This window comes from Mangrovimonas spongiae (genome assembly GCF_003944795.1).
Classification (GTDB): Bacteria; Bacteroidota; Bacteroidia; order Flavobacteriales; family Flavobacteriaceae; genus Mangrovimonas; species Mangrovimonas spongiae.
On sequence record NZ_RWBG01000001.1, the window covers coordinates 737025 to 750637 of the forward strand.

Annotated in this window: 11 protein-coding genes and 1 tRNA gene; 8 read left to right on the plus strand and 4 right to left on the minus strand. The window is 33.7% G+C overall.

Annotated elements, in window-relative coordinates; translation table 11 throughout:
• Both EJA19_RS03345 and EJA19_RS03350 read right to left on the minus strand, forming a co-directional pair.
• Entirely contained in the window at positions 1 to 813 is an 813-nt protein-coding gene (locus tag EJA19_RS03345) for a purine-nucleoside phosphorylase (RefSeq protein ID WP_125466919.1), read from the minus strand.
• A 134-nt stretch (positions 814 to 947) separates the two neighbouring features.
• Positions 948 to 1023: transfer RNA gene (locus EJA19_RS03350), tRNA-Phe, on the minus strand.
• A gap of 102 nt (positions 1024 to 1125) precedes the next feature.
• Between EJA19_RS03350 and EJA19_RS03355 the strand changes: the two genes are divergently transcribed.
• The 7 genes from EJA19_RS03355 to EJA19_RS03385 all read left to right on the plus strand — a co-directional run bounded on the left by EJA19_RS03355 (position 1126) and on the right by EJA19_RS03385 (position 8874).
• Positions 1126 to 1857, plus strand: coding sequence for a type III pantothenate kinase (locus EJA19_RS03355; protein ID WP_125466920.1), 732 nt, complete (start codon positions 1126 to 1128; stop codon positions 1855 to 1857).
• A complete protein-coding gene (locus EJA19_RS03360) occupies positions 1854 to 3167 on the plus strand; it encodes an outer membrane protein transport protein (protein ID WP_125466921.1) in 1314 nt (437 codons plus the stop codon). Before EJA19_RS03355 ends, EJA19_RS03360 begins: the two co-directional genes overlap by 4 nt.
• 25 nt (positions 3168 to 3192) lie before the next feature.
• Positions 3193 to 4569, plus strand: coding sequence for a tetratricopeptide repeat protein (locus tag EJA19_RS03365; RefSeq protein WP_125466922.1), 1377 nt, complete (start codon positions 3193 to 3195; stop codon positions 4567 to 4569).
• Positions 4569 to 5123, plus strand: coding sequence for an LPS export ABC transporter periplasmic protein LptC (gene lptC, locus EJA19_RS03370; RefSeq protein ID WP_125466923.1), 555 nt, complete (start codon positions 4569 to 4571; stop codon positions 5121 to 5123). The genes EJA19_RS03365 and lptC overlap by 1 nt, the downstream gene beginning before the upstream one ends.
• 34 nt (positions 5124 to 5157) lie before the next feature.
• Positions 5158 to 5349, plus strand: a complete 192-nt coding sequence (locus tag EJA19_RS03375; protein ID WP_125466924.1) for a hypothetical protein — start codon at positions 5158 to 5160, stop codon at positions 5347 to 5349.
• An 8-nt stretch (positions 5350 to 5357) separates the two neighbouring features.
• Positions 5358 to 6647, plus strand: coding sequence for a hemolysin family protein (locus EJA19_RS03380; RefSeq protein ID WP_125466925.1), 1290 nt, complete (start codon positions 5358 to 5360; stop codon positions 6645 to 6647).
• A 100-nt stretch (positions 6648 to 6747) separates the two neighbouring features.
• Positions 6748 to 8874: a peptidylprolyl isomerase gene (locus EJA19_RS03385; RefSeq protein WP_125466926.1), complete on the plus strand. Its 2127-nt coding sequence runs from the start codon at positions 6748 to 6750 to the stop codon at positions 8872 to 8874.
• A gap of 49 nt (positions 8875 to 8923) precedes the next feature.
• Here the strand turns inward: EJA19_RS03385 and EJA19_RS03390 are convergent, their stop codons facing one another.
• Positions 8924 to 9841 carry a GYDIA family GHMP kinase gene (locus EJA19_RS03390; RefSeq protein WP_125466927.1) on the minus strand — a complete coding sequence of 306 codons (918 nt, stop codon included), beginning with the start codon at positions 9839 to 9841 and terminating at the stop codon, positions 8924 to 8926.
• Positions 9841 to 11157: a hydroxymethylglutaryl-CoA reductase, degradative gene (locus EJA19_RS03395; RefSeq protein WP_125466928.1), complete on the minus strand. Its 1317-nt coding sequence runs from the start codon at positions 11155 to 11157 to the stop codon at positions 9841 to 9843. The genes EJA19_RS03390 and EJA19_RS03395 overlap by 1 nt, the downstream gene beginning before the upstream one ends.
• Positions 11158 to 11392: 235 nt before the next feature.
• Between EJA19_RS03395 and EJA19_RS03400 the strand changes: the two genes are divergently transcribed.
• Positions 11393 to 13612 carry a S9 family peptidase gene (locus tag EJA19_RS03400; protein ID WP_125466929.1) on the plus strand — a complete coding sequence of 740 codons (2220 nt, stop codon included), beginning with the start codon at positions 11393 to 11395 and terminating at the stop codon, positions 13610 to 13612.
• Position 13613: the final 1 nt, after the last annotated feature.

Sequence of the window (13613 nt, forward strand, 5' to 3'; positions counted from 1 at the left end):
TTAAAGTGTTTTTATAAGCGCTTTAAAAAGCGTTATTAAGTTAGGTTCTGCTTTTTTTGCCATAGCAATAATGTCTTCAATATTTACAGGTTCTAGAGTCTCTGGATTGCATTCATCGGTTAATACCGAAATAGCAGCCACCTTTAGGTTTAAGTGATTAGCAACAATAACCTCAGGAACAGTACTCATGCCAACAGCATCGGTGCCTAGAGTTTTAAGCATGCGGTATTCGGCTTTGGTTTCTAACTGTGGGCCAATAACGCTAGTATAAACACCCGAATGAAGGGTTATGTTTTTGTTACTAGCTATGGTTTTTAGTTTGTTTTTGATGTTTGTGTTGTAGGGTTCACTCATATCAACAAAGCGTTCGCCTAAAAGCGAAACACCTTTAAAAGCTAGAGGAGAATTGCCTTGTAGGTTTATATGGTCGTCTATAAGCATAAGTTCCCCTTTTTTAAAGTTTAAGTTTATAGCGCCGCTAGCGTTAGAAATAAGTAAGGTGTGGATGCCTAGTTTTTCCATAATTCTAACAGGGTAAGTAACGTCTTGTAGTGAATACCCTTCGTAAAAATGAAATCGACCTTGCATAACAACAACCTTTTTGCCTTCTAAACTTCCATAGATTAATTTTCCTTTATGAAATTCTACAGAAGCTGTAGGGAAATTAGGAATATGATTGTAGCTAACTTCTTGTATTACGTCTATATCATTTACAATTTGATTTAAGCCAGTGCCAAGAATTATGCCTATTTCAGGACTGTCAAATCCTTTGTTTTTAAGGTAATCGGTGGTTTCGTTTATAAATTCAATCATAATTAAGCATTAAAATGATATTACGAATATAGGTTAAAATCGTTTTTCATAAGTGCAGTTGTCTTTAATGTTGTACACTCCAAAAACCAAAAAAGCCCTAAATCATTTGTTGTCAAATGTTTAAGGCTTCTTGATGGTGGTGCCTCCAGGAATCGAACCAGGGACACAAGGATTTTCAGTCCTTTGCTCTACCAACTGAGCTAAGGCACCAGTTGCTTAATTGCGGATGCAAATATAACGGCATTTTTAATAATCACAAAAGAAACTAAATAAAAAATTCCTTTTGTACCTTTATCCCTTTATAAATTATACATGAATTTAATTATTGATATAGGAAATACAGCAGTTAAACTAGCTGTTTTTAAAGAGAGTAAGTTGCTTTTTAGTGTAAGAGATACAGTTGTAAACCTTGAAAAGAAAATACACGAAATATTTCTAGAATACCCCAAAATAAAGAACAGTATTATTGCTTCGGTTGGTAATTTACCTCCAAATATTGTCAATTGGTTGAAGGATAAAGTCAATATTATTATTTTAAATAATGAAACAAAACTACCCTTCAAGAACCAATATAAAACACCAAAAACGTTAGGCGTTGATCGTATAGGGTTAATTAGTGCAGCTGTTGAAAAATATCCCAACAAAAATGTCCTTATAATCGATGCTGGAAGTTGTATTACGTACGATTTTGTAACTGATAAGGCCGAATATCTTGGCGGCGCTATTTCTCCTGGGTTACGAATGCGTTATAAAGCTTTAAATACTTTTACTGCAGGATTGCCATTGCTTGAAACTAAAATACCGCAATATTTTGTTGGAAACTCTACAGAAAGTTCAATGCATTCTGGTGTTGTGTGTGGAATTTTAAATGAAATAGATGGTTTTGTTAAAGAATACCAAAATAAATATTCAGATTTAACAGTTATTTTAACAGGAGGAGACGCTAATTTTTTGTCTAAACAATTAAAAAGTAGCATATTTGCCAACTCGAATTTCCTTTTACAGGGTTTGAACTATATTTTACGATTTAATTTAATTGAATGATTAAAAAGCTTTTAATAGTTTTTCTTGCATTAATTGCATTTACTAGCTACGCTCAAGAAGATGCTGCTTCGCCTTATTCGTTTTACGGTATAGGTAGCCTAAAATTTAAAGGTACTGTAGAAAACCAAAGTATGGGTGGACTGAGTATTTTTTCTGATAGCATCCATGTTAATTTACGAAATCCAGCGTCTTATGCGAGTAAGAACTTAGAACTTTATGGTAATAAATCTAGACCAGTTAAGTTTACTGTTGGTGGAAGCCATTCTACAGCAAAACTAAAAAGCAACTCTGGAGAAGATAGGTATAATAGCTCAACATTCGATTATATTGCATTGTCCATCCCAATGAATAAGTTTGGATTTGGTTTTGGATTGTTGCCTTACACATCAGTTGGATATAAGTTAGAAACTTATGGAACCAATGGTATAGAAACAAGATTTAGAGGTGAAGGCGGAGTCAATAAAGCATTCTTGTCGGCAGGGTATCAAATTACCAATAATTTAAGTGCTGGTATAGATATAAATTACAATTTTGGAAACATTCAAAACAATACGGTGTCTTATATTTATAATTCAGATGGCGAGTTAGCAAGATATCAAACCCGTGAAGATAATCGATCTGATCTAAGTGGTTTTAATATAAACTTTGGTGTTATTTATAAACAAAATTTGTCAGATAGATTAGAACTGACAACAGCAATGACTTATAAGCCAAAAAGTACTTTAAAATCAAGTAATGAACGTTATTTTAATACACTTTCAATCACTAATTTAGAGAATGAAACCATCGTAAACTCTATCGAAGCCAATTTAGCGGCTAATGGATTAAAAGAAACCGAGTTAGTTATGCCTGCTAAATTATCAGTTGGGGCAGGAATAGGACAACCAAGAAAATGGTTTGTAGGGGCAGAATACACATTTCAAAAAACAAGCGACTTTTCAAACGAATTGTACAATGCTAGTCAATCTGCAATAGCAACAAATTATAAAAATGCTTCAAATTTTTCTTTAGGAGGATTTTTTATTCCGGAGTATAATTCATTCTCAAGCTACTTAAAACGAGTGGTTTATAGGGCTGGAGTTAGGTTTGGCAACACAGGGTTGAGTATAAATAATGAAGATATAAACGAGTTTGGCATATCTTTTGGATTAGGTTTACCAGTTGGGAACGCATTCTCAAATGCCAATCTAGGTTTCGAGATAGGAAAAAAAGGAACAGTTAACAATAACCTAATACAAGAAAACTTTGTTAATATTAACTTGAGCCTCTCTTTAAACGACAGATGGTTTATTAAAAGAAAATATAATTAAGCTTACATACAATAAATTACGAATTATGAAAACGAAGATTACATTACTAATTACCGTTTTGTTTTTAGGATTGGGAGTTACTACAGCTCAAAATGAAGACCTAAACACACTTTCTATTATGACGGAATACGCCAAAGCAAAAAATTTCGATGCTGCGTACAAACCGTTTATGGAACTAAGAGAAAGAAACCCTAAATATCACAGAGGGATTTACAAATACGGTGAAGATATTCTTGATGATAAAATTGAAAAAGCAACTGGCGCAGAGAAAGTAGCTTACATTAACGACTTATTAAAACTTTGGGAGCAAAGAGCAACGTATTTTGCCAGTAAAACACCTAAAGGAGAGTATGGAGCGAAAGCATGCCAGTTAATGTACGATTACAGAAAAGAGTTAAATAAAACCGATGAGGAACTTTATGCATGTTTTGATGCCGCTTATAAAGCAGATCCTAAAACGTTTACAAATCCTAAATCGTTATACACATATTTCTCTTTAATGGTAGATTTATACGATGCAGGAAAGAAACAACCAGCAGAATTGTTTAACAAGTATGATGATGTTGTTGAAAAAGTAGAAAGCGAAGTAAGTAACTACTCAGAAAAGTTAAACAAGCTTATCGAAAAAGAAGATGCAGGAACAGCATTAACATCAAGAGACAAGTCTTATAAAAGATATTACGAAAGTTATTTAAAAGCTTACGATCAAATTTCAAGTAGTATTGATAGTAAATTAGGTGAAAGAGCCGATTGCGAAAACTTAATTCCGCTTTATACTAAAGACTTTGATGCTAACAAGAACGATGCCGTTTGGTTACAAAGAGCCATGAGTATGATGTACCAAAAAGGTTGTACAGACGATGCTTTATTTGTGAAAGTTGTTGAACAAAAAAACAGTATCGAGCCAGATGCTAACACAGCATTTTATGTAGGTATTCTTAAAGATAAAGCAGGGCAATCTTCCGAAGCACTTAAATATTACGAGCAAGCATTAAGCTTAGAAACAGATGGCTTTAAAAAAGCAAAACTTTACAATAAAATTGCGATAAAGCTAAAAAGTAAAGGAAGTTATTCTAAAGCGAGAAACTATTTTAGAGAAGCGTTAAAATTAAACCCTTCAAACGGAAGACCACATTTGTCAATTGCTGGAATGTATGCTAGTAGTGCAAATAGCTGCGGCGATTCAAGCTTTAATAAAAGAGCTGTATTCTGGTTAGCTGCAATAGAAGCAGAAAAAGCAGGACGTGTAGACCCTACGTTAAAAAGTTCAGCAGCTCAAACAGCAGCAAACTATAGAGCAAAAGCACCTCAAAAATCAGATATCTTTAGTAAAGGTAACGCAGGTGAAACGATTAGAATTGGTTGCTGGATAGGAGCTAGTGTTACAGTACCACAAATATAATGCGTTTACATTCTAAACATATTACAAAACTTATGGTCACAGCATTTGCTGTGACCATGTTTTTTTCATGCAAAAATAACTTCGAAGAGGTTAAAAAAATAGGCGTTTCGGAAAACGAGCCTATTGGTATTGCCGAAAATATTAATCTTAAATATACCGACTCTGGTAGAGTAACAGCAAATTTAAGAAGCCCTAAAATGTTAGACTTTACTAATAGAGAATTTGCTTTTAATGAATTTCCGGAAGGGATTACTTTGTATCTTTTTGACGAACAAAATCAAAAAAGTACTGTTATTTCAGATTATGCCATAGTTTACGATAAAACGGGGCTAGTAGATATGCAAGGTAACGTTATTTTAGCATCAGCAACAAACGACACCTTGTATGCGGATCAATTATATTACGACCAAAACAAAGAGTGGTTATTTACCAACCAAGCTGTAACGTTTAAAACAGGAAGAGATCGTATTAATGGTACGGGATTCGATTCCGATGTAAAATTTAAACAAGCACAAGTTTTAGAAATAGATGGTATCATCACACTTGATGAATAATTCGCTATCTTTGCTGTATTAAATGTCCTTATATATGAAAACCAAACTGTTCAAGTTTTTTCAATACGCGTATTTGTTTTTTGCAGTTGTATTTCTTTACGATGCTGTAAATAAATATATGACCGATGGTAGTATAGCTTACATGTCTTTGTTGTTAGCTGCAACTGCCGTGTTTATGTTTTTCTTCAGAAGAAAATTTAATAAAAGATTCGAGGATAAGGAGTAATTAGCTCTATGGGAACCGAGGTTGTAATTATAATTATTTCTTTAATTTTATCGGCGTTTTTTTCAGGTATGGAAATCGCCTATGTGTCTTCAAACAAGATTCATATAGAAATAGAAAAAAAGCAGTCAGGTATACTTGCCAAAGTCTTATCTAAATTAACGGCCAAGCCCTCAAAATTTATTACAACTATGCTTATTGGTAATAATATAGCATTGGTAGTTTATGGGTTTTTTATGGGTGATTTATTGGTGGATTGGTTTCAAGAATCGTTGCTCCCATCAAATTATGCAGTCGTAAATTATTTGTTTGATGAGTTAAGTTTGCTTTCACAAACTGTAATATCAACACTAGTTATTTTAATAACAGCCGAATTTTTACCAAAAGTATTCTTTCAAATTTATGCCAACACATTATTAAAAGCGCTAGCCATACCTGCCTATATATTTTATGTGCTATTTTCTTTTGTGTCTCAATTTGTTATTTGGATTTCAGACTTTATTTTAAAATACGTCTTTAAAACTGAAGGCGACCAAGTGCAATTAGCTTTTTCAAAAGTAGAATTAGGGCATTATATAAGCGAGCAAATGGAATCGGTAGAAGAACATGATGAAGTTGATAACGAAATACAAATTTTTCAAAACGCATTAGAGTTTTCCGATGTAAAAGCACGCGAAGTTATGGTACCAAGAACCGAAATTGTCGCGGTAGATGTAAACGAAACGCCTAAACAACTTAACGCCCTTTTTACCGAAACAGGCTTTTCTAAAATACTCGTTTTTAAAGAAAATGTAGATGATATTTTAGGCTATATTCATTCGTTCGAGTTATTTAAAAAACCTAAAACCATAAAATCTATAATCTTACCAGTCGAGTTTGTTCCTGAAACTATGCTAGTAAAAGATATTTTAAACGTGCTTATAAAAAAGCGCAAAAGTATGGCTGTTGTTTTAGATGAATATGGCGGAACTTCTGGAGTTATGACGGTGGAAGATATCGTAGAAGAACTTTTTGGCGAAATTGAAGATGAACATGATACTGTAGCGTTAACAGAAGAAGTAAACGGCGATGTGTATAAGTTTTCGGCCCGATTAGAAGTTGATTATATCAATGAAACCTATAAATTGGAGCTTCCCGAAGGCGAAAACTACGAAACTTTAGGAGGATTAATTGTAGACCACACAGAGGAAATCCCCAAACAAAACGAAATTGTACTTATAGAACCATTTCAATTTACCATTTTAGAAGTGTCTAATACTAAAATAGACTTAGTCGAACTAAAAGTTTTAGAAGAAGACTAAAATACTAAGGCCTTAATAATTAAAGAGATTTTCTGCTTTTATTATTAAATAGAAAATGGTATTTTCGCGCACGATAATTTTAATTCAACAAAAGAAAAGAATGGCAGTTTTAAATAATATTAGAAAACGCGGACTATTTTTAATCATAATCATTGCATTAGCATTATTCTCATTTGTACTAGCAGATTTGTTTAGAAATAGCGATGCCTTAATGAACAAATCTCAAAACGTTGTTGCTACCATAAACGGTAAAGATATTACCAGAGAAAACTTTATGCAAAAGGTAGAAGCCGCCCAAAGACAAATGGGAGGAAATGGTACAACCACTCAAGCAATGAATAGAGTGTGGAACCAAGAGCTAAGACAAGCCGTTCTACAAACACAATTTGAAGAATTAGGATTAAGCATTGAAACAGATGAAATGAAAGACTTGCTAAGAACAAGCTTAGCAAACAATCCAAACTTTCAAAATGCCGCAGGACTTTTTGATGAGGCAAAAATGAACGAATATATTGCCAACCTAAAAGCAACTTCAGATGTAGCTTACCAACAATGGGTAGATTACGAAAACAGTATAGCAACAAACTCTTTACAGCAAGATTACTTTAATATGGTAAAAGCTGGAATGATGGGAACTGTTGCCGAAGGAGAATTAGAGTACAAACTTCAAAACGATAAAGTTGACATTAAATTTGTACAAGTGCCTTATAGCTCTATTCCAGATAGTACAGTAACTGTATCAAAATCTGAAATTAAAGCCTACGTGCAAGACCACAAAAACGAATTTGAAGTTGAAGAAACTAGAGATGTACGTTATGTAATGTTTGAAGAAAAAGCTTCGTTAGAAGATGAAAACGCCATTAAAAAAGACCTTACAGATCTTTTAAAAGACAAGGTTGAGTATAATGACGTAACAGATAGTAACGACACCATAGTTGGGTTTGGTCATGTAACAAACAACAAATCTTACATTAACAGACATTCTGATATTAAATTCCAAGATCGTTTTCAATTCAAATCAGAAATCTCAAAAACAATTGCCGATAGCGTTTATAACTTAAATGTAGGTGATGTTTACGGACCTTATAAAGACGCTGGTTATTTCAAATTAACAAAAGTAATTGAAACTAAAAACTTACCAGATTCTGCACAAGCAAGACATATTTTAATTCCTTTTGTAGGAGCGTCAAGTGCCGGTCCAGAAGTAACACAAACCGAAACTCAAGCAAAAACTACTGCCGACAGCCTATTAAATGAGTTGAAAAACGATTTATCTAAATTTGAAACTTTTGTAACAGAATTTTCTTCAGATCAAGGAAGTGTAGAAAAAGGTGGTAGATACGAATACTTTAGTTATAATACTATGGTGCCAGCTTTTAGAGACTTTGTTTTTGAAAATGACAAAGGCGAATTAGGCGTTGTAAAATCACCGTTTGGCTTCCATATTATTGAAGTAGAAGGTCATAAAAACGAACAAAAAGTTCTTAAACTAGGAACTATTGCTAGAGAAATTGAGCCTTCAGAAAAAACTATTGATAATGTATTTATGGATGTGTCTAAATTTGAAATAGCTCTTGAAGATGGCGATTTTGAAACATTAGCCAAAGAAAAAGAATATGCCGTACGCCCAGTTAATGGTGTGAAAATTCTAGATGAAAGTATCCCTGGTTTATCAAGCCAAAGACCAATAGTTCGTTGGGCTTTTGAAGAAGGAACAAAAGTGGGCGATTATAAACGTTTTACAGTTCCAGGAGGCTATGCCGTTGTACAAGTAGTAGGAAAACATGCCGCTGGCTTAATGGATGCCGAAGAAGCTTCTGTAAAAGTATTACCAATTTTAAGAAAGCAGAAAAAAGCAGCGCAAATTAGAGAGCGTATTACAGCAACGACATTGCAAGATTTAGCATCAGCAGAAAGTACTTCTGTAAGATCATCAATGGCAATTAACATGAAAAACCCTACCATATCTGGTGCAGGACAAGAACCATTAGTTGTTGGACAAGCGTTTGCTATGGAAGAGGGTGAAACATCAAACTTAATTGATGGTGAAAAAGGAGTTTACATGATTGAAGTAACTAAGAAATCACCTGCTGCTGGTATGGATAATTACCAAGGGTTTTCTTATCAAGTAGAACAGCAAAAAGTAAATTCTGTAAATTCTAAGCTATATAATGCTTTAAAAGACCAAGCAGAAATTGAAGATAATAGAGCCAATACGGTTCAGTAATTAGCTTTAAAATACAAATAAAAAAGCCTCACATTGCGTGAGGCTTTTTTTATAAAATCATCTTGTTGTAGGGGATAATAGTTTTATATCCTTTTTCTAAAAAGTACGGTGTTGGATTTTTTAAAGACGATACTAAAATAAAATCGCCTCCCCAAGCACCAAGACTTTTAATGGAGCCATTAAAGTTTGGAAAGACCCTTTCTTTAATAGGGGTTTCATTTAAAACAGTGCCAATAAGCATTTCGTGTTCATCTATATATTCGTTAAATAGAGAGATATTTGTAGCTGAAATTATTTTATTAGTTAGGTTATTAACTTTAGTTATAACATCGGTTTTATTAAAATCTTTATTTCTGTAATGTTTAATGCCATCACGACTATTTTGTTTTTTATTAAGATGAACAAAATAAAGATGATCCTTAAAACTAGGATTAAAATCTATAGATGAAATCTCTCTTTTTGTTATAGTTTTATTAGAATTAAAAAATAACTGATATGTAATTGGTGTTTTAGCACTAGCACATGCAATATCGTAACCACTTCCTCCAAAAGTCGCTTCGGAAAGTAAAAAGGGGTCAACATTAGCCCATTGCGCGATATTATTAATTAAAGTAGATGAAGACCCTAAGCCCCAATCGCGAGGAAATGTTAGGTAGCTTTCTACATGATGTCCTGTGTTTAAAAAATCAGGATTCAATGTTTTAGCTTCGTTTAATAGTAAAAGCAGCCATGTTGTAGTTTCATCTTTATTGGAAGCTTTAACTTTTCCATTAGCTAACTGAAATGTGTTTTCGTACCAAAGGGCATTGGCATTGTCAAAGCTTTTCCATAATAAGTAATTATCAGTCGTTTTGGTAACGTTAAGAGATTGCCCGTAACGCGTTGGTAAAGCTAAAGCTTTGGCGCCATCTAACACCAAATATTCGGCAGTTAATAAAAGTTTCCCTTGACTACGAAATGTTTTCATTAAGAACGAATTTTTTCAATAGCCTCTACAACAGCGCTATGGGTTACCGTATGGTTTTTAAAATGTTTAATAAGTTGTTTCTTTTCGTTTTCGGTAGCTTCAAATTGATTAAGAATATTCATTAAATGCATTTTCATATGGCCTTCTTGAATTCCCGTTGTTGTTAGCGAACGTAGGGCGGCGAAATTTTGAGCTAAACCAGCAACAGCAACTATTTGCATGAGTTCTTTGGCAGATGGTTTATGAAGTAATTCTAACGATAATTTAACCAACGGGTGTAAACTTGTTAATCCACCTACAGTTCCTAAAGCTAAAGGAATTTCGATCCAAAATGTGAATTGCCCCTGTTCTATTTTAGCATGCGTTAAACTTTTGTATTGCCCATCTTTAGAAGCATAAGCATGAACACCAGCTTCAACAGCTCTAAAATCGTTTCCTGTGGCTAGTACAACAGCGTCTATACCATTCATAACACCTTTATTGTGTGTTACAGCACGATAAGGCTCAACTTCAGCAATATTTACTGCTTGTACAAACTTGTTAGCGAATTCGTCTGGATTTATATCGTTGTTTTCGGTGAGCTCTTCAATAGGGCAACTTACTTCAGCCCTTACTAAACATTCAGGAACATAGTTTGATAGAATGCTCATAATAATTTCAATGTGTTTTTCTTCATCATTAAAATCAGGGTGCGTTAGTGCTTGTTCTTTAAAGGTTTTAGCAAACTCTTCTAAACAGGAGTTAATAAAGTTTGCGCCCATAGCATCTAGCGTTTCAAAGGTAGCGTGTAATTGAAAATACCCATCAATATCGGCAGTTTTGTCACGCAATTCAATATCTAAAATACCACCGCCGCGTTTTTGCATGTTTTTAGTGATATGCTTGGTGGCCTCTAATAATTGAGGTTTTACTTGGTTAAAAAACCGATGTAGGGCTTCTTTATTTCCGTGGTAATTAAAATGTACTTGACCAATTTTTATAGTAGAAATAACCTCGGCTTTAAAGCCGCCACGGTCAAACCAAAACTTAGCCGCTTTACTAGCTGCAGCAACAACCGAGCTTTCCTCAATAGCCATAGGAATAGTATGAACTTTGCCATTGATTAAAAAGTTAGGAGCAACACCCAGCGGGAGGTAATAATTGGTAATCGTATTTTCTATAAACTCGTCGTGAAGTTTTTGTAATTTTTCGTTGGTATTCCAGTATTGTTTGATAATGTTTTTAGCATTTTCATTGTGACTAAAATAGGTGTCGACAATCCAATTTATTTTTTCAGATTTAGATAACCTTGAGAAACCCGATATTGATTTGTTCATAGTATTGTAAACTCTTGCGTATTGAGTGTTAAGTGTTTGTTTATGAGCTGTTTGTTTTGGTTGAGCTAAGGCAACTTTATTTTTAAAGGATTAAGCTTAATTACAAAGATACTATTTCTTGGGTACTATTCTTAAGATGTTAAACTTATAAATAGCCTATTAAACTGTTAATATCTACGGTTTTTTGAGGATTTTTTAGTAAACTTGACATCATTTTGAAAAAAAATAAGAATTAATGAAATTTATGAGGTTTTTGTCGCTATTTTTCTTCTTTGCGACATTTATAGCAACTGCACAAAACAAACAAATTACCCTATCTGAAATATGGAATGGCACATTTAGAACAGAGCGCATGGATGCGTTACATTCTATGAAAAATGGGCAACAATATTCTGTGTTGAATTTTGATAGATATTCACGTTCTACTTCTATTGATGTGTATGATTACGAAACACTGTCAAAGGTGAAAACACTTGTGAGTTCTGCAACAATAGATGATATAGATTACTTTACCAATTATACCTTTAGTAGCGATGAAAGCAAAGTGCTTTTAGCCACCAATGTAGAATCTGTATACAGGCATTCAACATTAGGGCAGTATTATGTTTACAATATAACTACTGGGAAGGTTGCATTAGTTGCCGAAAAGAAAATTCAAGAACCAACTTTCTCTCCAGACGGTAGCAAAGTAGCTTATGGGTACAATAATAATTTATTTGTAAAAGACTTAAACTCTGGTGAAACGAAACAAATAACTTTCGATGGCGAGAAAAACAAAATTATAAACGGTATTACAGACTGGGTTTACGAAGAGGAATTTGCTTTTGTTCGTGCATTTGAGTGGAACAAATCAAGTGATAGAATAGCCTTTATTAGGTTTGATGAAACCAATGTGCCACAATTTTCTATGGATGTTTACGGCACAAAACTTTATCCAGAAGAGCAAGAGTTTAAATACCCAAAAGCAGGAGAGACTAATTCTGTTGTATCCCTTCATTTGTATGATGTGAATAAAGAAACACTCAGTGAGATTAAAGTTGGGAAAACTTATAACGATTTCTATATCCCTAGAATTAAATGGTCCGAAGATGAAAATGTGTTAAGCGCACAATATATGAATCGTCACCAAAACGAACTAGATTTATGGTTTGTTAATGCTAAAACAAACACAGCAAAATTAGTTCTAGAAGAAACCGACAAAGCGTATGTTGATGTGACAGATAACCTTACGTTCTTAAACAATAATAGCTTTATTTGGACAAGCGAAAAAGATGGGTTTAACCATATCTATCACTACAGTAAAGAAGGCGATTTAATTAACCAAGTAACCAAAGGCAACTGGGAAGTAACAGCATATTATGGTTACGATGATAAATCGAAAAAAATATTCTATCAATCTACAGAAAATGGATCTATCAATCGCGATGTGTATTCAATTAAGTTAAACGGTAGAGCTAAAGAGCGATTAACAAAGAATAACGGCACAAATAGTGCTGCGTTTAGTGCCGATTTTTCTTATTTTATAAACACATTCTCTAGTGCAACAACCCCACCAAAATATACCTTGAATAATGCCGATTCTGGCGATGTTATTAAGAACATTAAGGATAACGATAAGCTAGCAGAGAAAGTTTTAAATTATAAAACATCTAAAAAAGAATTCAAAACTATAAACGTAAATGGTAACGACTTAAACATGTGGATGATTAAGCCTGCCGATTTTGATGAAAACAAGCAGTACCCTTTATTTATGTACCAGTATTCGGGGCCAGGATCGCAACAAGTTGCAAACCGCTGGAATAGCTCAAACGATTATTGGTACCAAATGTTAGCACAAAAAGGTTATATTGTAGCCTGTGTTGATGGTCGTGGAACAGGTTATAAAGGTGCTGAATTTAAAAAAGTAACCCAAAAACAATTAGGAAAGTACGAAGTAGAAGACCAGATAGCAGTAGCTAAAAAATTAGGTAAAAAGTCCTATATAGATGCTTCTAGAATTGGTATTTGGGGATGGAGTTATGGTGGCTTTATGAGTAGTAATGCTCTGTTTAAAGGTAACGATGTGTTTAAAATGGCTATCGCAGTTGCTCCCGTAACGAGCTGGCGTTTTTACGATAGTATTTATACTGAACGTTACATGACAACACCGCAAGAAAACCCAGGTGGTTATGATAATAATTCACCATTAAGTCATGTAGATAAGTTAAAAGGAGACTTTTTACTAATACACGGTTCGGCCGATGATAATGTGCATTTGCAAAATACTATGCGCATGGTGGAAGCCTTAATACAAGCCGACAAACAATTTGAATGGATGATTTATCCAGACAAAAACCATGGAATTTACGGCGGAAATACAAGATTACATTTGTATAAAAAAATGACCAATTTTATCGATAAAACCTTAGGTGATAAAATAAAGGAAGAAACTTCTGAAAAAGAAGATAAAGTATAAC

What these genes read in the sequence shown, in the direction of transcription:
- EJA19_RS03345 (WP_125466919.1), bottom strand. Translation starts at nt 813, where the DNA reads ATGATTGAATTTATAAACGAAACCACCGATTACCTTAAAAACAAAGGA.
- EJA19_RS03355 (WP_125466920.1), top strand. Translation starts at nt 1,126, where the DNA reads ATGAATTTAATTATTGATATAGGAAATACAGCAGTTAAACTAGCTGTT.
- EJA19_RS03360 (WP_125466921.1), top strand. Translation starts at nt 1,854, where the DNA reads ATGATTAAAAAGCTTTTAATAGTTTTTCTTGCATTAATTGCATTTACT.
- EJA19_RS03365 (WP_125466922.1), top strand. Translation starts at nt 3,193, where the DNA reads ATGAAAACGAAGATTACATTACTAATTACCGTTTTGTTTTTAGGATTG.
- lptC (WP_125466923.1), top strand. Translation starts at nt 4,569, where the DNA reads ATGCGTTTACATTCTAAACATATTACAAAACTTATGGTCACAGCATTT.
- EJA19_RS03375 (WP_125466924.1), top strand. Translation starts at nt 5,158, where the DNA reads ATGAAAACCAAACTGTTCAAGTTTTTTCAATACGCGTATTTGTTTTTT.
- EJA19_RS03380 (WP_125466925.1), top strand. Translation starts at nt 5,358, where the DNA reads ATGGGAACCGAGGTTGTAATTATAATTATTTCTTTAATTTTATCGGCG.
- EJA19_RS03385 (WP_125466926.1), top strand. Translation starts at nt 6,748, where the DNA reads ATGGCAGTTTTAAATAATATTAGAAAACGCGGACTATTTTTAATCATA.
- EJA19_RS03390 (WP_125466927.1), bottom strand. Translation starts at nt 9,841, where the DNA reads ATGAAAACATTTCGTAGTCAAGGGAAACTTTTATTAACTGCCGAATAT.
- EJA19_RS03395 (WP_125466928.1), bottom strand. Translation starts at nt 11,157, where the DNA reads ATGAACAAATCAATATCGGGTTTCTCAAGGTTATCTAAATCTGAAAAA.
- EJA19_RS03400 (WP_125466929.1), top strand. Translation starts at nt 11,393, where the DNA reads ATGAAATTTATGAGGTTTTTGTCGCTATTTTTCTTCTTTGCGACATTT.